General features: G+C 72.5%; 22 protein-coding genes. 5 read left to right on the top strand and 17 right to left on the bottom strand.

The genetic code is table 11. The annotated features are described in order from the left end of the window. The first annotated feature begins 3 nt into the window (after positions 1 to 3). Together cydD and cydC are read left to right on the top strand one after the other, a co-directional pair. Positions 4 to 1,683: a thiol reductant ABC exporter subunit CydD gene (cydD, locus tag ACQPZZ_RS23185; protein ID WP_432921840.1), complete on the top strand. Its 1,680-nt coding sequence runs from the start codon at positions 4 to 6 to the stop codon at positions 1,681 to 1,683. Then, entirely contained in the window at positions 1,680 to 3,428 is a 1,749-nt protein-coding gene (gene cydC / locus ACQPZZ_RS23190; protein ID WP_432921843.1) for a thiol reductant ABC exporter subunit CydC, read from the top strand. Before cydD ends, cydC begins: the two co-directional genes overlap by 4 nt. An 84-nt stretch (positions 3,429 to 3,512) precedes the next feature. Here cydC and ACQPZZ_RS23195 read toward each other — a convergent pair whose 3' ends face one another. The 7 genes from ACQPZZ_RS23195 to lon all read right to left on the bottom strand — a co-directional run bounded on the left by ACQPZZ_RS23195 (position 3,513) and on the right by lon (position 12,839). Next, positions 3,513 to 4,817 (bottom strand): S1C family serine protease, encoded by a 1,305-nt coding sequence (locus ACQPZZ_RS23195; RefSeq protein ID WP_432921846.1) that lies wholly within the window; start codon positions 4,815 to 4,817, stop codon positions 3,513 to 3,515. Between the two features lie 134 nt (positions 4,818 to 4,951). Continuing rightward, positions 4,952 to 6,487 (bottom strand): acyl-CoA synthetase, encoded by a 1,536-nt coding sequence (locus tag ACQPZZ_RS23200; RefSeq protein WP_432921849.1) that lies wholly within the window; start codon positions 6,485 to 6,487, stop codon positions 4,952 to 4,954. A 59-nt stretch (positions 6,488 to 6,546) separates the two neighbouring features. Next, the gene (locus tag ACQPZZ_RS23205; protein WP_432921852.1) at positions 6,547 to 7,686 is read right to left on the bottom strand and encodes a Fic family protein; all 1,140 of its coding nucleotides are present in this window, start codon (positions 7,684 to 7,686) and stop codon (positions 6,547 to 6,549) included. Between the two features lie 76 nt (positions 7,687 to 7,762). Continuing rightward, a complete protein-coding gene (locus ACQPZZ_RS23210; protein WP_432921855.1) occupies positions 7,763 to 8,596 on the bottom strand; it encodes a MetQ/NlpA family ABC transporter substrate-binding protein in 834 nt (277 codons plus the stop codon). 22 nt (positions 8,597 to 8,618) lie between these two features. Beyond that, positions 8,619 to 9,275 (bottom strand): methionine ABC transporter permease, encoded by a 657-nt coding sequence (locus tag ACQPZZ_RS23215; RefSeq protein ID WP_363645256.1) that lies wholly within the window; start codon positions 9,273 to 9,275, stop codon positions 8,619 to 8,621. Then, the gene (locus ACQPZZ_RS23220; protein WP_432921859.1) at positions 9,272 to 10,216 is read right to left on the bottom strand and encodes a methionine ABC transporter ATP-binding protein; all 945 of its coding nucleotides are present in this window, start codon (positions 10,214 to 10,216) and stop codon (positions 9,272 to 9,274) included. The genes ACQPZZ_RS23215 and ACQPZZ_RS23220 overlap by 4 nt, the downstream gene beginning before the upstream one ends. A gap of 262 nt (positions 10,217 to 10,478) precedes the next feature. After that, positions 10,479 to 12,839: an endopeptidase La gene (gene lon, locus ACQPZZ_RS23225; protein ID WP_363645260.1), complete on the bottom strand. Its 2,361-nt coding sequence runs from the start codon at positions 12,837 to 12,839 to the stop codon at positions 10,479 to 10,481. Between the two features lie 143 nt (positions 12,840 to 12,982). Between lon and ACQPZZ_RS23230 the strand changes: the two genes are divergently transcribed. Then, positions 12,983 to 14,446 carry an MFS transporter gene (locus ACQPZZ_RS23230; RefSeq protein WP_432921863.1) on the top strand — a complete coding sequence of 488 codons (1,464 nt, stop codon included), beginning with the start codon at positions 12,983 to 12,985 and terminating at the stop codon, positions 14,444 to 14,446. 347 nt (positions 14,447 to 14,793) lie between these two features. On the opposite strand, the gene ACQPZZ_RS23235 is transcribed toward ACQPZZ_RS23230, so the two are convergent. After that, on the bottom strand, positions 14,794 to 15,372 hold the full coding sequence (locus ACQPZZ_RS23235; RefSeq protein WP_432921866.1) for an HAD-IA family hydrolase: 579 nt from the start codon (positions 15,370 to 15,372) through the stop codon (positions 14,794 to 14,796). Between the two features lie 30 nt (positions 15,373 to 15,402). After that, positions 15,403 to 16,236, bottom strand: a complete 834-nt coding sequence (locus ACQPZZ_RS23240; protein ID WP_432921869.1) for a hypothetical protein — start codon at positions 16,234 to 16,236, stop codon at positions 15,403 to 15,405. Positions 16,237 to 16,391: 155 nt separating this feature from the next. Here ACQPZZ_RS23240 and arfB point away from each other — a divergent pair, with 155 nt between their 5' ends. After that, on the top strand, positions 16,392 to 16,814 hold the full coding sequence (arfB, locus tag ACQPZZ_RS23245) for an alternative ribosome rescue aminoacyl-tRNA hydrolase ArfB (RefSeq protein ID WP_432921872.1): 423 nt from the start codon (positions 16,392 to 16,394) through the stop codon (positions 16,812 to 16,814). Between the two features lies 1 nt (position 16,815). Here arfB and ACQPZZ_RS23250 read toward each other — a convergent pair whose 3' ends face one another. From ACQPZZ_RS23250 to ACQPZZ_RS23275, 6 genes are read right to left on the bottom strand one after another with little or no spacing between them, the layout of a single operon-like run. Next, positions 16,816 to 17,265 (bottom strand): hypothetical protein, encoded by a 450-nt coding sequence (locus tag ACQPZZ_RS23250; protein ID WP_432921875.1) that lies wholly within the window; start codon positions 17,263 to 17,265, stop codon positions 16,816 to 16,818. After that, complete coding sequence (locus ACQPZZ_RS23255) at positions 17,262 to 17,495, bottom strand: hypothetical protein (protein WP_432921878.1); 234 nt, start codon at positions 17,493 to 17,495, stop codon at positions 17,262 to 17,264. Before ACQPZZ_RS23255 ends, ACQPZZ_RS23250 begins: the two co-directional genes overlap by 4 nt. Positions 17,496 to 17,522: 27 nt before the next feature. Next, positions 17,523 to 19,157, bottom strand: a complete 1,635-nt coding sequence (locus ACQPZZ_RS23260) for an amidohydrolase (protein ID WP_432921881.1) — start codon at positions 19,155 to 19,157, stop codon at positions 17,523 to 17,525. Between the two features lie 21 nt (positions 19,158 to 19,178). Further along, a complete protein-coding gene (locus ACQPZZ_RS23265; RefSeq protein ID WP_432921884.1) occupies positions 19,179 to 20,468 on the bottom strand; it encodes an MFS transporter in 1,290 nt (429 codons plus the stop codon). A 19-nt stretch (positions 20,469 to 20,487) separates the two neighbouring features. Then, the gene (locus tag ACQPZZ_RS23270; RefSeq protein WP_432934494.1) at positions 20,488 to 22,149 is read right to left on the bottom strand and encodes an urease subunit alpha; all 1,662 of its coding nucleotides are present in this window, start codon (positions 22,147 to 22,149) and stop codon (positions 20,488 to 20,490) included. A gap of 5 nt (positions 22,150 to 22,154) precedes the next feature. After that, complete coding sequence (locus ACQPZZ_RS23275) at positions 22,155 to 22,721, bottom strand: urease subunit gamma (protein WP_363645278.1); 567 nt, start codon at positions 22,719 to 22,721, stop codon at positions 22,155 to 22,157. 121 nt (positions 22,722 to 22,842) lie between these two features. Between ACQPZZ_RS23275 and ACQPZZ_RS23280 the strand changes: the two genes are divergently transcribed. Then, complete coding sequence (locus tag ACQPZZ_RS23280) at positions 22,843 to 24,054, top strand: PucR family transcriptional regulator (protein WP_432921887.1); 1,212 nt, start codon at positions 22,843 to 22,845, stop codon at positions 24,052 to 24,054. Here ACQPZZ_RS23280 and ACQPZZ_RS23285 read toward each other — a convergent pair. Both ACQPZZ_RS23285 and ACQPZZ_RS23290 read right to left on the bottom strand, forming a co-directional pair. Beyond that, the gene (locus ACQPZZ_RS23285; protein WP_432921890.1) at positions 24,051 to 24,686 is read right to left on the bottom strand and encodes a hypothetical protein; all 636 of its coding nucleotides are present in this window, start codon (positions 24,684 to 24,686) and stop codon (positions 24,051 to 24,053) included. The two genes, ACQPZZ_RS23280 and ACQPZZ_RS23285, sit on opposite strands and share 4 nt — an antisense overlap. A gap of 56 nt (positions 24,687 to 24,742) precedes the next feature. Then, positions 24,743 to 25,522, bottom strand: coding sequence for an HAD-IIA family hydrolase (locus ACQPZZ_RS23290; RefSeq protein WP_363645284.1), 780 nt, complete (start codon positions 25,520 to 25,522; stop codon positions 24,743 to 24,745). Positions 25,523 to 25,555 lie beyond the last annotated feature (33 nt).

Below are 25,555 nucleotides of genomic sequence, written 5' to 3' on the forward strand. Positions count from 1 at the left end.
CCGTTGCACAAGGATCTCCTCCGGCTGGCCCGCGCGGAGCGGAGCGTCCGCATCCATCTCGCCTGCTGCCTGGCGGCGGCGGTGGTGGCCGGGCTGCTCGTGCTCGTGCAGGCGGAGCTGCTGGCCGGGGTGCTTTCCGGCCGCTTCGCGGTCGCCGCGCTGTTGCCGCTGGCGCTCGTCGTCGCCTCGCGCGGCCTGCTCGGCTGGGCGCAGGGAGTGCTCGCCGGTCGCGCGGCCACCGCGCTGAAGTCGGCCCTGCGGCGGCTGCTCCTCGGGCGGGCCGAGGATCTCGGGCCGGCGTACCGGTCGGGTGAGATGGTGACGCTCGCGGGCCGGGGGCTCGACGCGCTCGATCCCTATCTGACCGGTTATCTGCCGTCGGTCGCCGTGGCCGGGGTCGTGCCGCTCGCGGTCGTGGTCCGGCTCTTCGTGGCCGACCTGCCCACCGCCGTGATCGTGGTGCTCACGCTGCCGCTGATTCCGATCTTCGGGGCGCTGGTCGGGTGGACCACCAAGGCGGTGACCGAGCGGCAGTGGCGCGCGCTGGCGCGCCTCGGCGGGCACTTCCTCGACGTCGTGCGCGGCCTGCCGACGCTGCGGGCCTTCGGCAGAGCCCGCTACCAGGCGTCGGTGATCCGCGAGGTGGCCGAGGCTCATCGCGCCGCGACCATGCGCACGCTGCGGGTGGCCTTCCTGTCGTCGCTGGTGCTCGAACTCGTGGCGTCGCTGTCGCTTGCGCTGGTGGCCGTTCCCGTGGGGCTGCGGCTGCTGTCGGGCTCGCTCGATCTGGGCACGGCGCTGCTCGTGCTGCTGCTGGCCCCGGAGGCGTACCTGCCGCTGCGCGCGATGGGCACCCGCTTCCACGCGGCGATGGAGGGCGTCGCCGCGGCCGACGAGGCCTTCGCGGTCATCACGCCCGCGCGGGAGCCCCAGGAGCCCGGGCGGGAGCCCCGGGAGCGCGGCCGGGCCGCCCGGCCCGCTCCGGCCGGCGGGCCGCCGCGGATCCGGCTGGAGAACGTCACCGTGCGCTACCCGGGCCGGGAGGAGGCCGCGCTCGACCGCGTCTCGCTGGTCATCGAGCCGGGCGAGCGGGTGGCGATCGTCGGCCCGAGCGGCGCGGGGAAAAGCACGTTGCTGCACCTGCTGCTCGGGTTCGTGACCCCGTCGGAGGGGCGGGTGCTGGCGGACGGGGCCGCTCTGGCCGAGCTCGACCTCGACGAGTGGCGGCGGCGGCTCGCCTTCGTGCCGCAGCGCCCGCACCTGTTCGCGACCTCGGTGGCCGACAACATCGCGCTCGGCTCGGCGGCCACACCGGAGGAGATCCGCGCCGCCGCCGAGGCCGCACAGGTGGCGGAGTTCGCCGACGCACTGCCGCAGGGATACGACACCCCGCTGGGCGAGCGCGGCGCGAACCTGTCGGCGGGCCAGCGTCAGCGGGTCGCCCTGGCCAGGGCCTTCTGCCGCCCCGCCGCCCAAGTGCTGCTGCTGGACGAGCCCACGGCACGGCTCGACGGCAGGAGCGAGGCGACGATCGTGGCGGCAACGCGCAGGCTGGCCGAAGGCCGTACGGCGATCATCGTGGCGCACCGCCCGGCGATGATCGACCTGGCCGACCGGGTCGTCCGCCTCGACGGCGGCGCCCTCGTCCCCGCGGTCACGGCGCGAGGCGGGGAGACCCGATGAGCCACGCGAAGACGATCACTGGGACGACCATGGGGACGGCGGCAGCGGCCGCACCCCTGTCCGTGATCGCCGGGATGGGCCGGCGGCTCGTGCTCGCCGCGCTCGCCGGGGCGGCGGCCGACCTCGCCGGGGTCGCGCTCATCGCGTCGGCCGCCTGGCTGATCACCCGGGCCGCCGAGCAGCCGCCGCTGGCCGCGCTGTCGGTCGCGATCGTGGCGGTGCGGGCGTTCGCCACCACCCGCGGCGTGTTCCGGTACGGCGAGCGCCTGGCCGGGCACGACGTCGCGCTGCGCGCCCAGGCGGGCACCCGCGAGCGGCTCTACCGCGCGCTGATCCCGGCCGGGCCGCTGCCGCAGCGCGAAGCCGACCTGCTCAGCCGGATGGTGGACGACACCGACGCCGTGCAGGACCTGCTCGTCCGCTGCCTGCTGCCGGCCGCGGCCGCCCTCGTCACCGGCGTCGCCGCCGTCGTCATCGCGGGCTTCCTGCTGCCCGCCGCCGCGTTCGTGCTCGCCGCCGGCCTGCTCGTCGCCGGGGTGCTGCTTCCCGCGGGCACGGCCGCCGCCGCGCGGCGCTGGTCGGCGCGGATCGCCCCGGCCCGCGCCGATCTGGCCGCCCGGGTGGCCGATCTGGTCCACGGCGCGGCCGACCTCGCGGCGTACGGCGCGCGCGACAGGGCGTTGTCGGCGGCCATGGACGCCGACGGGCGGCTGTCCCTGCTGGAGCGCGGGCAGGCCCGGATCAACGCCGCCGCGCTCGGCGTCGGCATGCTGACGCAGGGGCTGACCGTCGTCGCGGTGGTCCTGACGGCACAGTCCGCCGGTCTCGGCCGGGTCGCGACGGCCGTGACCGCCCTGACCTCGCTGGTCGCCTTCGAGCCCGTGCTGCCGCTGGCGGCCGCGGGCGAACGGTTCGCGGGGGTGCTCGCGGCGCTGCGCAGGCTCAGGGAGACCGCCGGCACTCCCCCGGCGGTGCGCGAGCCCGCGGACCCGGCGCCCGCGCCCGGACCGCCGCTGACGGTGGAGGTGGAGGACCTCGTGGTGCGCCACGGCGGGCGCGAGCCCGCGCTGAACGGCGTGAGCCTGACGCTGACGCCGGGCAGGCGGGTCGCGGTGGTGGGCCCGAGCGGCGCCGGGAAGAGCACGCTGCTGTCGGCGCTGATGCGGACCGTGGAACTCGAGTCCGGCGCGGTCCGGCTGAACGGCGCCGACGTGCGGCGCCTGTCCTCCGACGACGTGCGGGCGCTCATCACGGGCCTCACCCAGGACCCGTACGTCTTCCAGGCCACGGTCAGGGACAACCTGCGCCTGGCCGGGCCGCAGGCGTCCGCCGAGGACATCGAGGCGGCCGTACGGCGGGCTCGCCTGGACGCGTGGACCGAGCGCACCGGCTGGGACACCGTGCTCGGCGAGGACGGCCGGACGGTGTCGGGCGGCCAGCTCCAGCGGCTGGCGCTGGCCCGGGCCCTGCTGTACGACCCGCCGGTGCTGCTGCTCGACGAGCCGGCCGAGGCCCTGGACGAGGAGACGGCCGGCCTGCTGATGGCCGACCTGCTGGACGCCACCAGGGGCCGCACGACGCTGCTGGTCACCCACCGGCTGCGCGGCCTGGAACAGGTCGACGAGATCGTCGTCCTGGAGGGCGGCAGGGTCACCCAGCGCGGCACGCACGCCGACCTCGTCGCCGTCCCCGGTTACTACCGCGATCTGTGGGAGTCCGAGGCGCTCACCCGCCGCGCCACCTGAACGCCGCATCTGAACGCCGCGCCCGAAACGCCGATCGCCGGCGGGCCGTCCCCCCGGAGGCCCGCCGGCGACGATCGTGGACCGTCAGCTCGTGGGGGACTTCTCCGCGAGCGTGGCGGTGATGGTGGTCTCCTTGCCGTCGCGGGTGAAGGTGACGGTCACCCTGTCGCCGGGGCGGGAGCTGCGGATGGTGCCGAGCACCGCCTCCGCGCTGTCCACCAGCTTGTCGTTGATCTTGGTGATCAGGTCGCCCTCCTTGAGGCCGGCCTTCTCCGCCGGGCTGCCGGCCGTGATCGAGCTGACCACCGCGCCGGACGCGCCGCCGACCGCGTCGGCCACGCTCACGCCGAGGAACGCGTGGGTCGCCTTGCCCGTCTGGATGAGCTGGTCGGAGACCAGCTTCGCGGTGTTGATGGGGATCGCGAAGCCGACTCCGATGTTGCCGGAGCTGGAGCCCGAGGTGGCGATCGCCGTGTTGACGCCGACGACCTGCCCGGAGGAGTTGACCAGCGCGCCGCCGGAGTTGCCGGGGTTGATCGCGGCGTCGGTCTGGATCATGCCGCCGATCGTGGTGCCCTGGCTCTGCGGCTGCTGCTGCTGTCCCATCCCCCAGGGGAACTGCGGCTGCTGCTGCTCTTCGGGGGCCTCGGTCAGCGTGCGGTCGAGGGCGCTCACGATGCCGGAGGTGACCGACCCCTCCAGGCCGAGCGGGCTGCCGATCGCGAGGACGGCGTCGCCGACCTGAAGCTTGTCGCTGTCGCCGAGGGAGGCGGGGGTCAGGCCGGACACGCCCTGCGCCTGGATGACCGCGAGGTCGGTGAGAGGGTCGGTGCCCTTGATGACGGCGCTGGCGGTCTTGCCGTCGCTGAACTTCACGGTGACCGTGCCCGCGCCCCCGCCGCCCATGCTCACCACGTGGTTGTTCGTCAGGATCAGACCGTCGGCCGACAGGATGACACCGGACCCCTCGCCGCCGGCCGTGGCGCTCTTCACCTCGATCGACACCACCGACGGCATGATCGCCTTGGCCACGGCGGCGATCGTGGTGCCCGAGGAGTTCGACACCCCCTTGACCACAGGGCTCGCGATCACCGTCTGCCCGCCGTTCACGCTGTTCGCGACGAGGGCCCCGGTGACCCCGCCGCCGAGCGCCACGGCCACGAGGGCGAGGCCCGCGCCCGCCTTCTGGCGAGCGGTCAACGTGCCCTTCCGCGCCGGAGGCGGCGGAAACTGCGCCGTGTCATAAGGACTGTTCCCGTAGGCGCCATATGACTGGTACGCCCCGGTGTACTGCCCGTGCTGCGGCGGAGTGCTGCCGAACTGGCTCCAGCCGTGACCGGGGAGTACCTCGGTGTTCTCGTTGCCGGGAACGTGCTCAGGTGAGCTCATCGCCATCCCCCTCAATGGATTCGCCGGTGATCCCGGCTCTCCGCCGGTACAGGTAATACGATGACGCATCGGCGATAAGGTCACGCTAAGCGATCAGCGGTGGGGATCCCCGAGCGCCCTACGCGTACTTTATGTCAGCTCGTACGAGGCCAGTACTCGTCCCTGAGCAGGCGCTTGTACAGCTTGCCGGTGGGGTGGCGGGGCAGCTCGTCGCGGAAGTCCACCGACTTGGGGCACTTGTAGTGGGCCAGGCGTTCCCGGCAGTAGGCGATCAGCTCGGCCTCCAGCGCGGGACCGGCGCCGGCCGGGTCGGCCGGCTGCACGACGGCCTTGACCTGCTCGCCCATCTCGGCGTCCGGCACCCCGAAGACGGCCACGTCGGTCACCTTCGGATGCATCGCCAGCACGTTCTCGGCCTCCTGCGGGTAGATGTTCACCCCGCCCGAGATGATCATGTAGGAGCGCCGGTCGGTGAGGTAGAGGAACCCGTCCTCGTCCAGGTAGCCGATGTCCCCCAGCGTGGTCCAGCCGCGGCCCTTGGGGTCCTGGACCGACGCGGTCTTGGCGGGGTCGCCGTGATACTCGAACCTCGGCCCGTCGGAGAAGTAGACCGTGCCGTGCTCGCCGGGCGGCAGCTCGTCGCCGTCCTCGTCGCAGACGTGGGCCACCCCCAGCAACGGCCTTCCCACCGTGCCCTTGTGGGCGAGCCAGTCCTCCGGGCCCGCGTAGAGGAAGCAGTTTCCCTCCGTGCCGGCGTAGTACTCGTGGATGATCGGCCCCCACCACGCCATCATCCGCTCCTTGACCTCGACCGGGCAGGGTGCGGAGGCGTGGATGGCGCAGCGCAGCGACGACAGGTCGTAGCGCCGGCGTACCTCCTCGGGCAGTTTGAGCATCTTGACGAACATCGTGGGGACCCACTGCGCGTGGGTGACCCCGTGGCGCTCGACGAGCGCCAGCGCCTCCTCGGGGTCGAACCTCTCCATCACCACGACGGTCGCGCCGAGACGCTGGAAGGACATGCTGTAACGCAGCGGAGCGGCGTGATAGAGCGGCGCGGGCGACAGGTACACGCTGTCGGCCGAGGGCGCGAACAGGGACTGGATGAGCCGCACCAGGGCTCCGGGGGCCTCCAGCGGCGCCCGGCTGAGCGGTGGCTTCACGCCCTTGGGACGTCCCGTGGTTCCCGACGAGTAGAGCATGTCGGCGCCCTGGCACTCGTCGTCGAGCGGCGTCGCCGGCTGCCCCGCCACGGCCTCCTCGTACGAGGCGAAGCCTGGGGCGACGCCGTCGGCCATGAGCCGCAGCTCGACCCCGGGCGTGGCCTCGGTGACGGCGCTCGCGACGCCGGCGAGCTTCGCCGAGGAGATGAAGACCCGCGCGCCGCAGTTGTCCACGATGTACGACAACTCGTCCGGCTGGAGACGGGAGCTGATCGCGGTGTAGTAGAGCCCGGAGCGGTGCGCGGCCCAGGCGATCACGAGAAAGAGGGGATGGTTCTCCAGCATGAAGGCGATGTGATCGCCGGGCTTCAGGCCGGCGGCCCGCAGCAGATGGGCCAGCCGGTTGGATTCCTCGTCGAGTTCGCGAAAGGTGATCACGCGGCCGGAGCTCGCCATGACCACCGCAGGCTTGTCCGGCGTCACCGCCGCGATCGCGCCAGGATGCATAACCGAACGTTACTCGGTTTGCTTTTCGTGCGGTAGGCGCGAATTCCCGATGCGCCCGATCAGCCCTCCAGCGTCCGATAGGGGTCGCGCAGCGGCGCGGCCCGCTCGGCGAACGCGGCCTTGATCTCCGTCATCTTCGGCCCCGGCGCGTAGAAGCGGCCCTTCGTCTCGCCGTACGGCTGGAGCCATCCGGTGGCCGCGAGCTCGCGCAGGTCGCGGGCGGCCTGTCCCTGGCTCAGCCCCTCGTCGGCCTGGTACATGCCCCGCCGCAGCCGCCGGGAGACGAACACCTGGTAGAGCGCCGAGACCGTGCGCGGGTGCAGGCCCTGCTCCCCGGTCCGCTCCTCCAGCAGGACCCACACCTCGCCGGCCTCCGCTAGCCGGCGCCCCACCCGCTGCGCCTGCATGTGGTGGCAGCGCAGGACGAACCGCACCCACGAGAGGGTGTCACCGTGCGGGCTCCACCGGCGGCGTCCCACCTCGCCCAGCACGTCGTAGTAGTCGTAGGTGGTGCGGCCCTCGCCCAGCCACTCCTCGATCGAGGAGAACTCCGGCGTGGTGATCTGGTCGCGGCCGAGCACGAGCGTCTGCAGCGCCCGCGACATGCGCCCGTTGCCGTCCCGCCACGGGTGGATCTTGACGAGGTTGAGGTGGGCCATGGCGGCGCGGACGTAGCTCGGCGCGTCGAGGTCGCCCTCGTTGAGCCACTCGGCCAGCTCCGCCAGCAGGCCGGGAACGTGCTCGTGGTCCGGGCCCTCGTAGACCACCTCGCCCGTGGCGGAGTTGCGGACGTAGATCGCGCCGGGCCGCACCGTGCCCGGCGTCTTGTTCGCATGGTGGCCGATCATCATGAAGTTGAGCCCGTGCAGCAGGCCCGCGTCGTAACGGAAGGCCCACGCCCGCGAGAGGATGCCGATGTAGGTGAGCGCCTGCCGGTAGCCGGCGATCTCGCGCGCCACGGTCGCCGACGTCTCCAGGGGGTCCTCCCCGGACATGATCGACTCGATGTCCTCCACGCTGGCGTGGTAGCCCTCGATCGAGTTCGATCCCTGGATGGCCCTGGCCTGCAGCTGGCGCCGCAGCAGGCCGTCCCAGCGGTGCGCCTCGGCCAGCCGGTATTTCAGGTCGCGCCGCATCTCCTCGATCTCGGCGAGCACCTTCTCGTCCGCGGCCTCCAGCGCCGGGGTGCCGTACAACATGGGGCCACCAAAGCACGAACGAATCATCCGGTCAAGCGACCGGATGATTCGTCCATTTTGTGCGTCAGGAGGCGCGTCAGGAGGCGGGGATGACCGAGCCCTTGAACGTGTCTTCGATGTACTTCTTCACTTCGGGGCCGGTCAGCAGCCCGACCAGCGTCTTCACCCGCGGGTCGCTCTCGTGCCCCTGCGCGACCACCAGGCCGTTGGCGTACGGGTTGCCCTCGGCCTTCTCCAGCACCAGCGCGTCGGACGACGGGTTGAGGTTCGCCTCCAGCGCGTAGTTGCCGTTGATCACGGCGGCGTCCACGTCGTCGAGCGAGCGCGGGAGCTGCGCGGCCTCCAGCGGGCGGAAGGTCAGGTTCTTCGGGTTGCCGGTCACGTCGCGCTCGGTCGCGGCGGTGCCCACGCCGTCCTTGAGCGTGACCACGCCGTTGTCGGCCAGCAGCTTGAGCGCCCGGCCGAGGTTGGTGGCGTCGTTGGGCACCGCGACCGTGCCGCCCTGCGGCAGCGCGGCGATGTCCTTGACCTTCCTCGAGTACAGGCCGAGCGGCTCCAGGTGCACCGGGGCGACGAAGCTCAGCTTCGTGCCCTTGGATGCGTTGAAGTCGTCCAGGTACGGCTTGTGCTGGAAGTAGTTGGCGTCGAGCTGGCCGTCCTGGAGCTGCAGGTTGGGCTGGACGTAGTCGCTGAACTCGACGATCTCCAGCTTCAGCCCCTTGGCGGCGGCCAGGTTGTCGGCCACGTACTTCATGATCTGCGCGTGCGGCACCGGGCTCACGCCGATCTTGAGCGGGGCGTCCGCCGCCGCCGTGCCGGAGGCGGTCGCGGTGTCCGAAGACGACGACCCGCAGGCGGACAACACGAGCGCGACCACGGCGGCGATGACGAGGCCGAGCGTTCTACGCATGGGACAGAACTCCTTGTGTTCGTTAACGGTGGGAAAGCCGGCGGGCGACGGCGTCGCCGAGGGTCTGCGCGAGCTGCACCACGACGACCAGGACGACCACGGTGACGACCATGAGCGTGGTCTCGAACCGCTGGTATCCGTAGCGGACGGCGAGGTCGCCGAGTCCGCCACCGCCGATCACCCCGGCCATCGCCGAGTAGGAGATGAGGGTGACCACGGTGACGGTGAGCCCGGCGACCAGGCCGGGCAGCGCCTCGGCCAGCAGGACGCGGGTCACGATCGTCACGCGGCCCGCCCCCATCGCCTCGGCCGCCTGCACGACGTCGCGGCCCACCTCGCGCAGCGCGGTCTCGACCAGCCGGGCGAAGAAGGGCACCGCGCCGATCGTGAGGGGGACCACCGCGGCGGCGGTCCCGATCGTGGTGCCGGTGAGCACGCGGGTCACCGGAATGACCGCGATCATGAGGACGATGAAGGGCACCGACCGCCCCACGTTGACGACCAGGCCGAGCACGCGCCGCACGGCGGGCGCGGGGAACAGCCCGCCCCGGTCCGTGCCGGCGAGGCAGACGCCGAGCGGCAGCCCGAAGAGCACCGTGAACAGCGTGGACCAGCCCACCATCACGGCGGTCTGCCCGGTGGCCTCCCACAACAGCGGGCTCATCTCCGACCAGGTCATGCGTCCTCCTCCACCAGCAGGCCGCGCTCGCGCAGGTCGGCGAGGGCGGCCGCCGTACCGGTTCCGGTGATCCGCAGCCGCAGCCGGCCCGCCGGGACCCCGGCGACCTGCTCGACCGCGCCCGCGGCGATGGCGACGTCCACGTCGTGCGCACGCGCGAGCCGGGACAGCAGTGCCTGGTCCGCGGCGAGGGCGACCGTCACGGTGCCGGGCTCGGCGGGCGGCAGCGGGAACAGCTCGGCCGCCAGGCGCGACCCGGGCGTGGCGAGCAGGTCGGGGATGCGGCCCGCCTCGGCGATCCGGCCGTCGCTCATGATCGCCGCCGAGTCGCAGACGGCCTTGATGACGTCCATTTCGTGGGTGATGAGCAGGATGGTCAGCCCCAGCTCCCGGTTGAGCCGCCGGAGCAGGGCCAGGATCGACTGGGTCGTGGCGGGGTCGAGCGCGGAGGTGGCCTCGTCCGACAGCAGCACCGACGGCTCGGCCGCGAGCGCCCTGGCGATGCCGACGCGCTGCTTCTGGCCTCCGGACAACTGCGCGGGATAGGCCCCGGCCCGGTCGGCGAGCCCCACGAGGTCGAGCATCTCCGCGACGCGCCGGGCCCGGGCGGCCCGGCCGACGCCCATGACCTCCAGCGGGAAGGCCACGTTGCCCGCCACCGTGCGCGACGACAGCAGCGCGAAGTGCTGATGGATCATGCCGATCCGCTGGCGGGCGCGGCGCAGGTCGGCCGCGCCGAGATCGGTCAGCTCGCGCCCGTCGACGGTCACCACGCCCTCGTCGGGGCGCTCGAGCAGGTTGACGCAGCGCAGCAGGGTGCTCTTGCCGGCGCCGCTGCGCCCGAGCACGCCGAAGACCTCGCCCTTGCCGACGTGGAGGTCGACGCCGTCGAGCGCGACGACGTCGCCATAAGCCTTGCGCAGGCCGGAAACCGTGATCACTTGCTGTCCTTCGAAGACGTGATCCGGCGCAGGATCAGATCGGGCAGCGGGGAGAGCGTCATCGTTGATGCCTTCGTGGGAGGGGTGGGAGGACGGGCTTCAGGCCACGCGACACCCTCGCTCGGGCGGGCTCACCAGGTTCGATACGCTCACGACCGGCTCAAACAGGCGCGAGCTATCCCTTATTCCATATCGGGAATGTGTCCTTAATCACAACGGCCCGCGCCTCCGGACGGAGACACGGGCCGTTGTGCGGGGAAGATCAGGCGGCCGCCTGCTGAGCGACCGTCGCCGGGGTGAGGGCCAGGGCGAGCGCCTCGCGGACGTCGCTCACCGCGTGGACGGTGAGGTCGGCCAGCACCTCGGCCGGGACGTCGTCCAGGTCGGGCTCGTTGCGCGCCGGGATGAGCACCGTCGTGATCCCCGCGCGGTGAGCAGCCAGCAGCTTCTGCTTGACCCCGCCGATCGGCAGCACGCGCCCGGTCAGGGACACCTCGCCGGTCATCGCCACGTCGGAGCGCACCGGCCGGCCCGACAGCAGCGAGGCCAGGGCCGTGGTCATCGTGACGCCGGCCGACGGGCCGTCCTTCGGCACCGCGCCCGCGGGCACGTGGATGTGCACCGACCTGTCCTTGAGCGACCCGACCGGCAGCTCCAGCTCCGCGCCCCGCGACCGCAGGTAGGACAGCGCGATCTGCGCCGACTCCTTCATCACGTCACCGAGCTGACCGGTCAAGGTCACGCCGGTCGCCCCGGTCTCCGGGTCGGCCAGCGACGCCTCGACGTAGAGGACGTCGCCGCCCGCGCCGGTCACCGCGAGGCCGGTCGCCACACCCGGCACCGCCGTACGCTGCCGGGCCTCGGGCAGGGACGACTCGGGCACGTGGCGCGGCCGGCCCAGGTAGGAGACCAGGTCGTCGGCCGTGACCGTCACCGGCAGCCCGGCCTCGCCGAGGGCGACCTTCGCCGTCACCTTGCGCAGGACCCGGGCGATCGAGCGCTCCAGCGAGCGGACGCCGGCCTCGCGGGTGTACTCGCCCGCCAGGCGGCGCAGCGCCGCCTCCTCCACCGTCACGTCGTCGGCGGTGAGGCCGGCCTTCTCCAGGTTGCGCGGGAGCAGGTGGTCACGGGCGATGGCGACCTTCTCGTCCTCCGTGTAGCCGTCGAGCGTGACGATCTCCATGCGGTCCAGCAGCGGCCCGGGCACCTGCTCCAGCACGTTGGCCGTGGCGAGGAACAGCACGTCGCTCAGGTCGAGCTCGACCTCCAGGTAGTGGTCGCGGAAGGTGTGGTTCTGCGCCGGGTCGAGCACCTCGAGCAGCGCCGCCGTCGGGTCGCCCCGGTAGTCCGCGCCGACCTTGTCGATCTCGTCGAGCAGCACCACCGGGTTCATCGAGCCCGCCTCGCGGATCGCCCGGACGATGCGGCCGGGCAGCGCCCCCACGTATGTGCGCCGGTGGCCGCGGATCTCCGCCTCGTCGCGGACGCCGCCGAGGGCGACGCGGACGAACTTACGGCCCATGGCGCGGGCGACCGACTCGCCGAGCGAGGTCTTGCCGACTCCGGGAGGCCCGGCCAGCGCGAGGACGGCGCCGCTGCGGCGCCCGCCGACCACGCCGAGGCCCATGTCGGCCCTGCGCTTGCGCACCGCGAGGTACTCCACGATGCGGTCCTTCACGTCGTCCAGCCCGGTGTGGTCGGCGTCGAGCACCGCGCGGGCCCCGGCGATGTCGTACTCGTCGGTCGTGTGGGCGTTCCACGGGATGTCGAGCACGGTGTCGAGCCAGGTGCGGATCCAGCCGCCCTCCGGCGACTGGTCGGAGGCCCGCTCCAGCTTGCCGACCTCCTTGAGCGCGGCCTCCCTGACCTTCTCCGGCAGGTCGGCGGCCTCGATGCGGGCGCGGTAGTCCTCCTCCTCGTCGGAGGGGTCGCCGTTGAGCTCGGACAGCTCCTTGCGCACGGCCGCGAGCTGCTGGCGCAGCAGGAACTCGCGCTGCTGCTTCTCCATGCCCTCCTGGACGTCCTTGCGGATCGTCTCGGCGACGTCCACCTCCGCGAGGTGGTCGCGGGCCCACCCGACGAGCTTGTCGAGTCGCTCGGCCGGGTCGGTGATCTCCAGCAGCAGCAGCTTCTGCTGGATGGTCAGCCAGGGCGCGTACCCGGAGCTGTCGGCGAGGACCGCCGGGTCCTTGATCTGGTTGACCGCGTCGACGACCTGCCACGCGCCCCGCTTCTGCAGGATCGTGGTGGTCAGGGCCTTGTATTCCTTGGCGAGCTCCTCAGCCCTCGGCCCACCGGCGACCGGCTCCAGCACCGTCGCCTCGACCCACAGCGCCGCGCCGGGGCCGGTGGTGCCGGTGCCGACCCGCATGCGGTCGACGCCGCGGACGACGGCCGCGGGCTCCCCGCCCGGCAGCCGGCCGACCTGTTCCACGACCGCGCTCACCCCCACCGGGCCGTAGCGGCCGTCTATGCGGGGCACCAGCAGGACCGTGCTCTCGCCACTGGCGCGGGCGGCGTCGATGGCCGCGCGGACCTCGGAGTCCGACAGATCGAGGGGCACGACCATGCCGGGCAGGACGACCTCGTCGTCGAGCGGGAGGACGGGAAGGATCTGGGACATCAGCACTCCAATGGGTTGAGTTATGTCGGCTCAACTATCAGGAGTCCGTCCCTGTTCCCAGTTTTGCGTCAGTTCGCTGTGAGCGATCGTAATTGTGTAATCGGCGTACCCGTCCACTCCCGGCGTGGCGCATGATGGCGTCCATGACATCCGGACATATCCGGCTTCGCTCGGTGCCAGGCCGGTGGGTACTGCTGACCACCGTCCTCGGGTCGGGCATGGCGACGCTCGACGGCACCGTGGTCAACGTGGCCCTTCCCGCTCTCGGGCGCGACCTGCGCACCGGGATGTCCGGCCTCCAATGGACCGTGAACGCCTACACGCTCACCATGGCCGCGCTGATCCTGCTGGGCGGGTCGCTCGGCGACCGGCTCGGCAGGCGGAAGGTCTTCGTCGCCGGGGTGGCCTGGTTCGCCCTGGCCTCCGCCCTCTGCGGGGCCGCGCCGAACACGCCCGTGCTCGTGCTCGCCCGTGCGCTCCAGGGCATCGGCGGGGCCCTGCTGATCCCCGGGTCCCTGGCGATCATCCAGGCGAGCTACGTGCCGGACGACCGGCCCCGCGCCGTCGGCGCCTGGTCGGGGCTGGGCGGTGTGGCCGCCGCCCTCGGGCCGCTGCTCGGCGGCTGGCTCGTGGAGGCGGCCGGCTGGCGGTGGGTGTTCCTGCTCAACCTGCCGCTGGCCGCCGTCGTGATCGGCGTCGCCGCCCGGCACGTGCCCGAGACCCGGGACGCCGGGCCGCACGGCCGGTTCGACGTGCTCGGGACCGTACTCGCCGCCCCGGCGCTGGCCGGGCTGACCTACGGCCTGATCCTCGCGGGCGACGGCCTGGTGCCGCTGGCCGCCGGGCTCGTCCTGACCGCCTGCTTCGTTGTGGTGGAGGTCCGGCGCTCCCCCCGGTCCCTCGTTCCGGTGGGGGTCTTCGCCTCGCGGGAGTTCACCGCGGTCAACGTCGTCACGCTGGTCATGTACGCGGCGATGGGCCTGGTGTTCTTCCTGCTGGTCGTCCAGCTCCAGGTGTCGGCCGGGTTCTCGCCCATCGCCGCAGGGTCGGCGATGCTCCCGGTCACGGTCCTCATGCTGCTGCTGTCGCCCCGGGCCGGCGAACTGGCGAGGCGGGTGGGCCCGCGCCTGCCCATGACGGGAGGCATCCTCCTGTGCGCGGCCGGGTTGCTGCTCATGAGCCGCATCGCCCCGGATTCGTCCTATCTCGCCGACGTGATGCCCGCGGCGGTCGTGTTCGGGCTTGGCCTGTCCGCCGCCGTCGCCCCGCTCACCGCGACCGTGCTCACCACGGCGGAGGAGCGGTACGCGGGCGTCGCCAGCGGGATCAACAACGCCCTGGCCAGGACCGGCGGCCTCCTGGCCGTCGCCGCCGTCCCGCCGCTGGTGGGGTTGACCGGGGACGCCTACGACTCCCCCGCGGCGTTCACCGAGGGGTTCCACACGTCGATGCTGGCCGGCGCGGCCATGATGGCCGTCGCGGCGGTCATCACGTTCGTCACGATCAGGACGAACGTCCTCGCGGCCGCGGCCGAACCCCCCGCCCCCGGCGGACCGCTCGACACGCCGCCCCTCGACCCCCGCCCTCCGGCGAGTTCCGGCATCTGACGCGGGAGGTTCACGCTCCCCTGAGCGCCGCACCTTGCCGGGACAGCGATATGCACAAAAGCAGTTCGTGCGCCGGGCCGCCCGGGCTTGAGGAGACCATCCTGCCGTCGTCATCAAGGGCCAGACGTTCCACTTCCGCTACCGGCGCCTCCGGCTGCTCATCGTCGGGGGCGGCCGGATGTTCCTGGTACCCGAGACATGGTCGGCGAGCAACTCGACGTTGCTGATTCCGATCGACGATTCGGTGCGGGTCCAGTTCCAGTTCCAGAACCAGGCGCCGTGAGCGGCACCGCGGCATATACGCGGGCCGCCCACTCGCCAACCGCCGATGAACAGTGCCGGCGGGCTCAGCCCAGCAGCGCCTTGAGGTCCTCCCGCAGGGCGGCGGCGTCGCGGAAGTGGACGGCGGCGAGCCCCGCCTGCTCGGCCGCCGCGACGTTCTCCAGCCGGTCGTCCACGAAGACGAGGTCGCCGGGGGCCACCCCGAGCCAGGCCACGGTCTCGTGGAAGATCTCCGGCTCGGGCTTCACCAGGCCCATCCGGCCGCTGTAGAACCGCGGGCCGATCGGGCGCATGAACGGCAGCGCGTCGATGCCCTCGGCGACGCAGACCGGCATGTTCGACAGCAGCGCCATGGGCACCCCGACTCCGGCCAGCTCGTCGACGATCGCCACGGTCTCCTCGTTGGGCCGCGACCAGCTCGCCACGTCGAGGGCGACCACGCGGTCGAGTTCCGGGCCGCCCACCGGCCTGCCGTACACGTGGGACCAGTACGCGGCCGGGTCGAGCGAGCCCCGGTCGAAGTCGAGCCGCACCTCCCAGTACCGCTCCTCGAACCCCGGATCACCTCCCGCCATCCGTGCGACGTCTTCGGGGGCCTGGGGAAGCGACACGACGTTGCCGTAGTCGAAAAGCACAGTCTTCATGGTCGTACGATCATAAACGGTGTTCGGAACTCACGTCACATAGGGCTTGAGATACTCCCCGGCGCTCGGGCAGCGCAGGTAGTTGCGCACGGTGTGGAAGTCGAGCCAGTCGATGTCACAGGAGACGTCCCGGTCGACGCCGTCGAAGCACGACGACAGCACGGCCGGGATGGCGGCGATGTCGTCCTTGTCGGCGATGTTGACCCAGTGGCGCACTCCCGGCGGGCGTGCCCCCCGGCCCCGCACCGGAAGCGGCGCGAGCCGCTCGAAGACCACGTCGCGCATGCCGAGGGGGCTGCCCAGGGTCACGAGCAGGTCGACGGAGAGATCGGGATGCGCCCACAGCGCCTCGTAGGCCACGACGCTGCCGAGGGAGTGGGCGACGACCACCCGGGGTCGCCGCCTGCGGACGACCTCGGCCACCGCGTCGCGCGCCCGCACCCGCGGATCGCCGCCACCCAGATAGGCGGCCACCTCCGGGCAGAAGTCCTGCGCGAAGCGCACCGCCTCCGGGCCCATCCTCGTCAGCAGCCACTCGGCCAGCCGGTGCGCGAGACCGGTGAGCGACTCCCCCGCCACGTCGCGGAACGGGCCGCCGAGCTGGGCCGCCCAGTCGGCGAGGACCAGCTTGGCCGGCGCCCCCATCTGCCGCGGCGGCGTCGGCGGCCCGCTGTGCAGGTGGTGGGCGTAGTAGGCGATCTCGGCGAAGTAGTCGCCGGCGCCTGCGGCCCGGCCGGCGAGGCCCTCGTGCAGGTAGGCGTTCCACTTGGCGCGCATCGCACCGGCCGCGCCGGCCGCCGACCCGCCGGCCTCCTCGAAGTAGTGGTACTTGCCGATGCCGTGGACGCCCACGATCGAGGTCATGCTCCCGCCATCCCTTCGCCGGAATACCGGGGGTCACTGTGCACGACGTGATGGACCGAGACAACCGCACGCCGCGTTTACGGTGATAAATGAAGAGCGGTGGCGATACTCACCCGGATAGGTTGATGGTCCCCGCGGTTCGAGGAAGGAGCGTCATGCAAGGCCCGTTGCACGTGCGCGGCTCGGTCGTCGTGCCCGAGGCGGAGCTCGCCTGGCGCTTCTCCCGCTCGTCCGGCCCCGGCGGCCAGGGCGTCAACACCACCGACAGCCGGGTCGAGCTGAGCTTCGATCTCGCGCACACGACCGCCCTCGGCGCCGCTCTGAAGGCCCGTGCGGCCGAACGGCTCGCCGCCCGCCTGGTGGACGGCGTGGTCACGGTGACGGCCTCGGAGCACCGCTCGCAGCTGCGCAACCGGGAGGCGGCGCGGGAACGGCTCGCCGCCCTGCTGCGCGACGCGATCGCGCCGCCGCCGAAGCGGCGCCGCCCCACCAAGCCGTCCAAGGGCTCGGTCGAGCGGCGCCTGGCGGCCAAGAAACAGCGTTCCGACCTCAAGCGCCTGCGCCGTACGGAGGACTGAGCTACGGCGCCTCGCCCAGGTGAGCGGCGATGGCGTCCTCCCAGGAGCGCAGGAACGCCGGATAGCCGGCGGCGAAGGCGGCCAGGTCGGCCTCGGCCTCGGCGGTCAGCGCGGTGAGGTCGTAGGTGACCGTCACATCGCTGTGCCCGCGCTCCGCCGCAGCGAGCGTGACGCCGACGGTGCCGGCGTGGACCCCCTCGCGCAGCCGGGCGTAGGAGACCGACCGGCCGGGCTCGCGGTGCAGGACGATCCACGTGGTGGCCGCGCCGTCCGCACGGGCCTGGAAGACCGTGCCGGGCTCCGTGTCGTCCGTGACCCGCTCGGGGAACCGCGGCTCCCATCCCTCCACCCAGTCCCGCTCGCCGTACGGGGTGAACAGCCGGAACGCCTCGGCGGGCGGGAGCGCGACCCTGAGCCTGCCGGCGAGGCGGCGCCGCAGCCCGGCGCTCACCTCTCCTCCAGCCGATGCGCGTCGCCGGCCGTGAGCGTCAGGCCGTAGACGTCCTTCAGCTGCTCGATCTTGGCGAGGGTCTCCGGCCCGAACGGCGCCTTGCCCTCGAAGGCGTGCAAGACGATTCCCTCCACGAGGTCGCCGAGGGACATGTCCAGGTATTCGGCCAGGCCCTTGAGCACCTTCAGCGTGTTGCGCTCGATGCGAAGGCCGGTCTGCGTCCGTTGCACTGTTACCATGGTAACAATGTACATCCATTAGGCGGACAGGCCGGCCTCGTCGAAGACGACGGCGCCGCCGACGACCGTGGCGAGCACGGCGACGTCCCTGATGCGCTCGGGGGCGACCGTGAACAGGTCGTCGCCCAGGACGACGAAATCGGCGAGCTTGCCGCGCGACAGCGTGCCCTTGTCCCGCTCCTCCCCCGCGGCGTACGCCGAGCCGACCGTGTAGGCGCGCAGCGCCTGCTCCACCGTGAGGGCCTCGGCCGGGGTGAACGGCACGCCGCTCGCCGTACGGCGGTTGACCAGGTCGTGGATGCCGAGCAGCGGGGCGCCGTCGGCCACCGGGCAGTCGGAGCTGCCCGGGATCACGATGCCGGCCTCCAGGAACGACCTCTGGCGGTAGCAGCCGAGCGACCGCTCGGGCCCGAGGGCGGCGAGCATCCCGTCACCGAGCTCGGAGACGAACCGGCCCTGGGGCACCGGGATCACGCCGAGCCTCGCGATCCGGGCCACCTGGGCGTCGCTGGTCACCGCGCAGTGCTCGATGCGGTGGCGGGTGTCGGCCCGGGGATCGCGCGCCTGCGCCTCCTCATACGCGTCGAGGACCACGTCGACCGCGTGGTCGCCGATGGCGTGGGTGGCGATCTGCCAGCCCGCCGCGTGCGCCCGCAGGATGAAGGCCCGCAGCGCCCCGGCGTCCTCCTGCAGCAGTCCCCGGTTGCCCGGCTCCCCCTCGTAGTCGCAGCACATCGCGGCGGTGCGGCCGATGAGCGAGCCGTCGGAGAAGAGCTTCACCGGCCCTATCCGCAGCCGCTCGTCGCCGATGCCGGTGCGGAACCCGAGGTCGAGCCCGAACCAGCCGTCGCCGATGTCGTGCAGGTTGGGCGAGCCGGGCATCAGCGTGGCCCGCTGCGGCAGCACGCCCCGGCGCACCGCCTCCTGGAACGCCGCGAGGTCCCAGGGGCCGTTGCCGGCCAGCCCGCGCCCGACGCCCGGCTCGGTGAAGCTGGTCAGGCCCTCGCTCGCCGCCACCCGGCCGGCCAGCGCGATGCCCTCGACGAAGTCCTCGAACGGCACCGGGCGCAGCACGGCGTCGGCCAGGCCCTGGGCCTGCTCGGCCAGCAGTCCGTCGGGCCGCCCGTCGGCGTCCCGCCCGACCGTGCCGCCGGCGACGTCCGGCACGTCCTCGACGCGTTCGAAGCCCATGCGGGCGAAGGCCGCCGTGTTCGCGACGCCCATGTGGCCGGAGACGTGCTGGAGCCAGACGGGACGGCCGCCGGCCGCCCGGTCGAGCGCCTCGCGGCTCGGGTGCAGCCCGCCCAGCTTGTTCTGGTCGTAGCCCGCTCCCTTGACCCACGCGTCCCGCGGCAGGCCCGCGGCGCGCTCGGCGACCTTCGCGTACAGCTCGTCGAGCGTCCGCACCTGGCCGTCGCGCAGGTTCAGCTCGCGCAGCCGCTGGCCCCGCATGCTCAGGTGGTGGTGGGCGTCGTTGAACCCCGGCACCACCGGCGCCCCGCCGAGGTCGACGACGACCTCGGCGGTGAGCCCGTCCAGGTCCTCGTCCAGCCCGGCGATCCGGCCGGCGAACACGCCGAGCCGGGTCGCGACGGGCCGGTCGGGGTCCAGGGTGGTGAACCGGCCGTTGACGAACAGGACGTCCAGACGCATGGTGCTTCCCCTCGAGGGTGCTCAGGCGGCCGTGGCGACGGGCCGGGCCTTCGCCGCGACGGCGGAGCGGTGCCGGAGACCGGCGACGCACGCCATCGTCAGCAGGATGATCACGATGTACTGCGCCACGACGAGCCAGATCGATCCCGACCAGGTCAGCAGCGCCTGCGCGATGAGCGGGGTGGTACCGCCGATCAGTGCGCCGCACAGCTGGTAGGACAGCGAGATGCCGGTGTAGCGCACCCTGGCGGGGAACACCTCGGCGAGGAAGCCCGCCAGCGCCGCGTACGACCCGCCGCCGAACACGATGCTCAGGGCGAGGCCCAGCGTGGCGAGCGGCGCGGAACCGGTGCCGACGAGCAGGAACGTCACCGGCGTCATGACGATCAGCACGGTGAACGCCGCCAGCATGTACTTCGCGGCTCCCCAGCGCTGGCCGAGCACCGCGCCCACGGGCTGCGTGACGAACTGCACGACCGACACGACGAGCAGTACGTTCAGCATCGTGCCCTTCGTGATGCCGAGGTCGGTGGTGGCCCACGACAGGATGAAGGTGTTGGTGAAGTAGGCCGACGCGATGCCGACGCCGCTCGCGCCGATGCCGAGCAGCACCAGCGGCCACGCCGTGCGCAGGACCTCGGCGACGGGGAGCCTGGCGACCTCACGCTGCTCGCGCATCCGCACGAACTCCGGCGACTCCTCGACCCTCAGCCGGATGACGAGCCCGATCACGAGCAGGACGGCGGAGGCGAGGAACGGGATGCGCCAGCCGTACGACAGGAACGCGTCGTCCGGCAGCAGGTTGACCAGGGCGAACATGCCGGTGGCCAGGATCGAGCCCGCGGGCGAGCCCTGCTGGGCGAACGCCGCGTAGAAGATGCGCTTGGGCCCGGCGTGCTCGGCGGCGATCAGCACCGCGCCGCCCCACTCGCCGCCCACCGCGATGCCCTGCACCAGGCGCAGCACGGCCAGCAGCGCGGGCGCGGCCATGCCGACGGACGCGTACGTGGGCAGCACGCCCACCAGGGTCGTCGCGCCGCCCATGAGGAGCAGCGTGGTGATGAGCGTGCCCTTGCGGCCGATCCGGTCGCCGAGGTGGCCGAAGACCACACCGCCGAGCGGACGGGCCAGGAACCCGACCCAGAACGTGGCGAAGGACGCCATCACACCCGCGGTGGGGCTGGCCTCGGGGAAGAACAGCTTGCCGAACACCAGCGCCGAGGCGGTTCCGTAGATGTAGAAGTCGTACCACTCGATGGAGGTGCCGACGAAGGACGCGATGCCCGCGCCGCGGGCCTTGCTCGTACTCAATTGCGTATCACCAGGGGGACTAGGCGAAGTGATGCAGTCGGGACAGTGGCACCTCGGTGGCCGGGTCCACGTGGACCTCGGTCCCGTCCACCAGGACGGGACCGGGCTCCCGGGACACCTCGACCCGCGGGGTCGCCGTGTTGCGGCACATGTCGGCCCTGGTCAGGCCGCGTGAGCGGCGGATTGCCGCGTAGCGCAGGCCCGCGGGCAGCGCGTCACGGGCGTCCGCGGAGTCCAGCGCCTCGTGGGCGACGAAGATCCGCGACAGGCGGGCCGGCGCGTCGCCGAGCCCGCCGAAGTAGGGGCGGTAGACCCGGGGCTGGGTCAGCCGGGTCGAGCCCGAGCCGCTGCCGGACACGCCCCAGGCGACGAAACCGGCTTTGATCACGAGCTCGGGCTTGGTGCCGAACCACGCCGGGTTCCACAGCACGATGTCGGCCAGGCGCCCCGGCTGGAGCGTGCCGACCTCGTGCGCGATCCCGTGGGCGACGGCGGGGTTCAGGGTGAGCTTGGCCAGATAACGCAGCACCCGGGCGTTGTCCGGTCGGTGACCGGCCCCCGCGCGCAGCGCCTGGAGGTGCGCGAGCTGCCAGGTCCTGCGGATCGTCTCGGCGACCCGGCCCATGCCCATCGAGTCGGAGTTGACGATGCTGATGGCGCCGAGGTCGTGCAGCGCGTTCTCGGCCGCGATGGCGTGCGCCCTGATCCGGGTGCGGGTCACCTCGACGTCGCTGTCGATGTGGTGGTTCTGCCGGTGGACGGTCATCGTCATCGGGAACAGCTCGCCGACCGTGTTGGTGGTGTAGGGGATGGTCGGCGTCGTCGACGACGGCAGGATGTTCGGCTCGGAGAGGATCTTGAGCAGGTCGGGATGACCGCCGCCGCCCTCGACGTGGTAGGCGTGAACCGTGCGGCCCCGGGTGGCGGCGATCGTGTCGGCCAGGTAACCCGATTCGTTCATCGAGTCGGTGTGCAGCGCGACCGGCAGGTCCGCCTGCTCGGCGACCCCGAGGCAGGTGTCCACGATCCGGGGCGTCGCGCCGAAGTCCTCATGGATTTTGAAACCGCCGGCGCCGGCGAGCACGGCCTCCTCCAGGAGCCTTGGGGAGCTCGAGGAACCGCGGGCGAGGAAGGCGACGTTCATCGGGGTGCCCCGCCAGGCGCTCATCAGCGTGTGCAGGTTGTGCGCGGGGTTGCAGCCCACGTCCCAGACGCCGCCGAGGCCCATGCCGACGACGGTCGTCACGCCGGAGGCGAGCGCCGCCGGGGCGATCTCGGGCGAGGACAGGTGCACGTGCGAGTCGATGACGCCCGGCGTGGCGATGAGGCCCTCGCCGGTGACGATCGCCGTATGGGAGTCGATCGCGAAGTCCCCGCTGCCGGTGTTCGCGGCGCCGATGCCGACGACCCGGCCGTCCTTGACGCCGATGGCCGTCTTGCGCACGCCGAGCACCGCGTCGAGCAGCACGACGTTGGTCACGACCAGATCGAGCGCCGACTCGCGGTCGGCGCGCGGGGAGGCCAGCAGGCCGTCCCGCAGCGTCTTGCCGCAGCCGCCGAGCAACTCGTCGCCGTACGGCGTGTCGTCGTGCTCGATCTCGACCCACAGGCAGGTGTCGCCGAGCCGTACGCGGTCGCCCGTGGTCGGGCCGTAGATCTTCGCGTAGGTCTCCCTCGGCATGGTCGTCACGCCTTCACCACCTCCACCAGTCGCTCCTCACCCGGGGAGAAGGCGAGCGCCGTGCCCGCCGGGATGTCCAGTCGCATGCCCTCCGCCTGCGTCCTGTCGAAGGACAGGGCCGGGTTGACCTGGTCGAGGGGGAAGTGCGAGGAGACGTAGACGGTCTGCTCGCCCTCGTTGCGTACGGTGATCCGCCCCCGGTCGCGCCCCTCGTTGAGGCACAGCTCCCCGTCGGCGGTCTCCACCGCGCCGGGGCCGCGCCCGTCCGCCGCGCCGAAGGGGGTGTCGACGCAGACCAGGGCCGTGCCGTTGGGAAACAGCGCCTCGACCTGCACCTGTGGCACCAGGTCGGGCACGCCCTCCATGACGTCGTCGGCGGTGAGCAGCGACCGCGCCGCCGCCACGACCTCGTCCAGGGACGCGCCGTCCCAGGCGCGTTCGAGTATCTCGTCGCAGAGCAGGGCGATGGCCTCGGGGGCGTTGAGCCGCCGGCCCCGGGCCCGGCGCCGGCGCGCCAGTTCCGCGACCGTGAAAAGGGTGAGGCGCTCCTGCTCGCGAGGCGTCAGGTGCACAGTCCGCCCTCGCTTTCGTCTCCGCTTGAGGCCCGTCTTTGCGGGCGAATCAACCGTAGGTGCAGGCCAGGGGCCTGCCCAACGGCATTCCGTCGCGGAAATCGGCGGCTACATTGTGCAGGTGAACACTCCTCCTCCGGCCTCGGTGACCGAGCTCGCGCTGCGCTGTCTCGACGACCTGGACGCGATCGTCGAGGAGTGGCTGGCCCAGGTCGAGCTCGTCGAGCCGTACGGCTCACCCGACCCGCCCGTCTCCCGGGACGAGCTGCGGGGCACGGCGCTGAACGGGCTGGACATGCTGCTGCGGCACATCGCCACGGGATCGGTCGCCCCCGGCATGGCCGGTTACTCCGAGCGCGTCGGGGAGCGCAGGGCCGGTCAGGGGGTGCCGCTGGAGTCGCTGCTGGCCGCCGCGCGGCGCGACGCCCGGGTGCTCTGGCAGGCCATGAACGCCCGTGCGACGCCGGACGCCCTGCCCGGCCTGATCGCCGGGGCCCACCTCGTGTGGGAGGCGGTGGAGCAGCACGTGACCGGGCTGATGACGGGCTATCAGCGGGCGGTGCTGGAAATGGGACGGCAGCGGGAGGACCAGCGCAGGGCCTGGTTCACCCGGCTCATGGACAACCAGGGCCGCAACCCCGACGTGGTCCGCGACGCCGGCCGGGTCCTCGGGTTCGACCCGTCGCAGCCCCTCCTCGCCGTGGTCGCCCATCCCGGGGAGGGAGCGGCGCTGCGCGCGGCGGAGGCGGCGATGACCGCGAGCATGGCCGGGGGTGGGGGCACGGCCGGGGGCACGGCCGGGAGTGGGGTGCACTGCTACCGGCACGAGTCGCCGACCGGCGACGTGCTGATCGTGCAGCCGCCGGCCCGGGCCGCCGACCCGCCACGGCCGGTCCTCTCCGCGCTCGCGGGGGTGCGCTGCGGCGTCTCCCCCGTCGTCGCCAGCCTGTCGGAGGTCTCCCGCGCCGTACGGCTGGCCTCGGCGGCCGCGGGGGCGTCGCGGGCCGGTACGGGGCCGAGGCGGCTTGAGGACGTCTGGCTGGAGGTCTTCGTCTGCGGCAGCCGGGAGCTGGCGGCCGAGCTCGCGCACCAGGTGATCGGTCCCCTGTCCGCCCTGGGCGGGGCGGAGGGCGAGCGGCTGCTGGAGACCGTGCGGACCCACCTGGCCGGGTCGGGCTCCGTCGCCGACACGGCCGCGGCCCTCTACTGCCACCGCAACACCGTGCAGCACCGCTTCGCACGCTTCCGCGAGCTCACCGGCCGGGACGTGCGCGTCCCCGAGGACGCCGCCGTGGTCGCCCTCGCGCTGCGCGCCGCCGAGACCCTCGCTTAGACGCGCCGGTCTTCCATCTCCCAGATGTGGTCGACGACGTGCCAGACGATGCGGCGGGCGGCGTACCGGACAGGCCAGCCGGTCTCGCCCTGAGGGAGCCCGCCGGACGGCCGGGAGAGCACCCGCTCGATGTCCGCGCGCAGGGCGGCCAGGCCGGCCTCGTCCGTGAAGGGCTTGTGCCGCACGCCGATCTGCCGCGCGTACGAGCGCTCGGCCTCCACGACGTGGCGGACCATCTTGTCCCGGTCGCGGCCGCCGCCGCGGGGGCCCTTGCGCAGTTCCTCGGGAGACGCGGCGGCCACCTCGGCGAACACCGCCCAGGCCGCGCGGGCGAGGGCGGCCGTACGCGCGGCCTCCGGCGCGTCCACCGGCTCCCGGTCGAAGTCCGGAATGGCGGAGATCGCGCCGAAGTCCGTCGTGCTGTCGCCCTTGACCCGCTCGACGACCGCCGGGTCCCCCGGCGCGAACTCCAGCCCCGCCCGCTCGGCGATCACCCGGTAGCGCGGCGTGTAGTCCACGAGGGTGCCGAGCGCGGCCTCCTCCGTCCTGCCGATGCGGCACCAGCCCGGCCAGTCGATCGAGCAGGCGAAGACCTTCTTGGGGCCGATTTCCAGATAGACGCGGTGGTTCATTCGGTCAGCATCGCAGCCGTACCTGACAGGCTCCGTCAGGTACGGATCAGGCAGGTTCAGATCAGGTCGATCAGGTCGGCCACGGAGTTGACCACCTGGGTGGGCCGGAACGGATACCGGTCGATCTGGTCTTTCTGGGTGACGCCGGTGAGCACGAGGATCGTGTGCAGGCCGGCCTCGATGCCGCAGACCACGTCGGTGTCCATGCGGTCGCCGATCATGGCCGTGGTCTCGCTGTGCGCGTCGATCTGGTTGAGCGCGCTGCGCATCATCATCGGGTTCGGCTTGCCGACGAAGTACGGCTCCACCCCGGTCGCCTTGGTGATCATCGCGGCCACCGCGCCGCAGGCCGGCAGCGAGCCCTCCGTCGAGGGGCCGATGGGGTCGGGGTTGGTGGCGATGAAGCGGGCGCCGTTGTCGATCAGCCGGATCGCCCGCGTTATCGACGTGAAGCTGTAGGTGCGCGTCTCACCCAGCACCACGTAGTCGGGGTCGAGGTCGGTCAGCACGTAGCCGACCTCGTGCAGGGCCGTGGTCAGGCCCGCCTCGCCGATGACGTACGCCGAGCCCTCGGGCCGCTGGTCGGCGAGGAACTTGGCCGTCGCCAGCGCGGAGGTCCAGATCGACTCCGGGGGCACGTCCAGCCCGGCCGCGCGCAGCCGTACGGACAGGTCCCGGGCGGTGTAGATCGAGTTGTTGGTGAGGACGAGGAACCGCTTCCCCGACTCCTTCAGCCGTCTGATGAACTCGTCGGCACCCGGCACCGGCTGGCCCTCGTGGACCAGCACCCCGTCCATATCGGACAACCACGACTCAATGGGCTTTCGCTCGCTCATGTGTCCAAGCATGGCAGGTGGCGGAGGTACGCA

The sequence above is a fragment of the Microbispora sp. CA-135349 genome (assembly GCF_050947365.1).
In the GTDB taxonomy this organism is placed as follows: domain Bacteria; phylum Actinomycetota; class Actinomycetes; order Streptosporangiales; family Streptosporangiaceae; genus Microbispora.

Excerpts from the sequence above, each read along its gene's own strand:
- cydC (WP_432921843.1), top strand. The coding sequence starts at position 1,680 with ATGAGCCACGCGAAGACGATCACTGGGACGACCATGGGGACGGCGGCA.
- ACQPZZ_RS23195 (WP_432921846.1), bottom strand. The coding sequence starts at position 4,817 with ATGAGCTCACCTGAGCACGTTCCCGGCAACGAGAACACCGAGGTACTC.
- ACQPZZ_RS23200 (WP_432921849.1), bottom strand. The coding sequence starts at position 6,487 with ATGCATCCTGGCGCGATCGCGGCGGTGACGCCGGACAAGCCTGCGGTG.
- ACQPZZ_RS23205 (WP_432921852.1), bottom strand. The coding sequence starts at position 7,686 with ATGTTGTACGGCACCCCGGCGCTGGAGGCCGCGGACGAGAAGGTGCTC.
- ACQPZZ_RS23210 (WP_432921855.1), bottom strand. The coding sequence starts at position 8,596 with ATGCGTAGAACGCTCGGCCTCGTCATCGCCGCCGTGGTCGCGCTCGTG.
- ACQPZZ_RS23215 (WP_363645256.1), bottom strand. The coding sequence starts at position 9,275 with ATGACCTGGTCGGAGATGAGCCCGCTGTTGTGGGAGGCCACCGGGCAG.
- lon (WP_363645260.1), bottom strand. The coding sequence starts at position 12,839 with ATGTCCCAGATCCTTCCCGTCCTCCCGCTCGACGACGAGGTCGTCCTG.
- ACQPZZ_RS23230 (WP_432921863.1), top strand. The coding sequence starts at position 12,983 with ATGACATCCGGACATATCCGGCTTCGCTCGGTGCCAGGCCGGTGGGTA.
- ACQPZZ_RS23235 (WP_432921866.1), bottom strand. The coding sequence starts at position 15,372 with ATGAAGACTGTGCTTTTCGACTACGGCAACGTCGTGTCGCTTCCCCAG.
- ACQPZZ_RS23240 (WP_432921869.1), bottom strand. The coding sequence starts at position 16,236 with ATGACCTCGATCGTGGGCGTCCACGGCATCGGCAAGTACCACTACTTC.
- arfB (WP_432921872.1), top strand. The coding sequence starts at position 16,392 with ATGCAAGGCCCGTTGCACGTGCGCGGCTCGGTCGTCGTGCCCGAGGCG.
- ACQPZZ_RS23260 (WP_432921881.1), bottom strand. The coding sequence starts at position 19,157 with ATGCGTCTGGACGTCCTGTTCGTCAACGGCCGGTTCACCACCCTGGAC.
- ACQPZZ_RS23270 (WP_432934494.1), bottom strand. The coding sequence starts at position 22,149 with ATGCCGAGGGAGACCTACGCGAAGATCTACGGCCCGACCACGGGCGAC.
- ACQPZZ_RS23285 (WP_432921890.1), bottom strand. The coding sequence starts at position 24,686 with ATGAACCACCGCGTCTATCTGGAAATCGGCCCCAAGAAGGTCTTCGCC.
- ACQPZZ_RS23290 (WP_363645284.1), bottom strand. The coding sequence starts at position 25,522 with ATGAGCGAGCGAAAGCCCATTGAGTCGTGGTTGTCCGATATGGACGGG.